The organism is Bradyrhizobium diversitatis (genome assembly GCF_016031635.1).
GTDB classification, from domain to species: domain Bacteria; phylum Pseudomonadota; class Alphaproteobacteria; order Rhizobiales; family Xanthobacteraceae; genus Bradyrhizobium; species Bradyrhizobium diversitatis.
Genome location: NZ_JACEGD010000105.1, coordinates 1 through 740, shown reverse-complemented (window position 1 = coordinate 740; position 740 = coordinate 1). Strand labels below are relative to the sequence as shown.

At 60.1% G+C, this 740-nt stretch carries 2 pseudogenes; both read right to left on the bottom strand.

Features of this window, described 5'->3' with window-relative positions:
* Window positions 1–348, bottom strand: a pseudogene (locus tag H1B27_RS39645) (IS5/IS1182 family transposase); the annotation flags it as partial.
* A 198-nt stretch (window positions 349–546) separates the two neighbouring features.
* Window positions 547–740 (bottom strand): annotated as a pseudogene (locus tag H1B27_RS39640) (IS110 family transposase); the annotation flags it as partial.

Genomic DNA, 740 nt, shown 5'->3' with positions numbered 1-740 from the left:
CTGCTTGGCCATATTGGCAAGTTGTGCCCGATCCGAGCCGCTGTTCGTCACCTCATGCGTCACAATCAGATGGTGCTCGGTGTCTACGGCGACCTGTACGTTGTAGCCAACAACGCCAGAGCCGCGGCCGCTCGTTGCCATCGAGCGGCTGTCGGGGTCGGTCAGCGAGATTTGCTGGTCAGGCGAAGCAAGCATTTGCTTCTCGTAGACGGCAAGCTTGCCCATTTCCTCCTTCAGCTTTGTCAGCTTCTCGGTAAGCCTCGTCACCTTCGTGGCCAGCGCCTCCGTCGGCTCCTGGTGGTCGGCCGTGTCAAGTTGGCTCAGATAGCGCGCGACGCTCTCCTCCATGCTTCTGTCCGTGGTCAACGCCTGGCCGCCACATCATGCTGTCAGAGGGAGCGGTGAGCCTATCTAGATACGCGTAGTTCGTCAGATGACGGCTACTGGGCGTGTAACGGCTTCACCGGATCCACCGTCCCGGCGACGGGACTTCGGGCACCGGGCTTCAGTTCAGCCCGGTTGCATTCTCAATCCTCTCCACAGGTTCTATGCTGCGATCGACTCCGCTTCACCCCATCGGTAAATTGTACCATCGACCCAGATCCGATGCAGGATCACTGCGAGCTTGCGCGCCAGAGCGACTTTGGCGCGCTTCGAGCCTCGCCGCTTGGCTACGTCCATCCCCCAGCGCTTGAGTTTTGAGAATCGCGTGATGCGCGATAGCAGAACGTTGGCGGCTT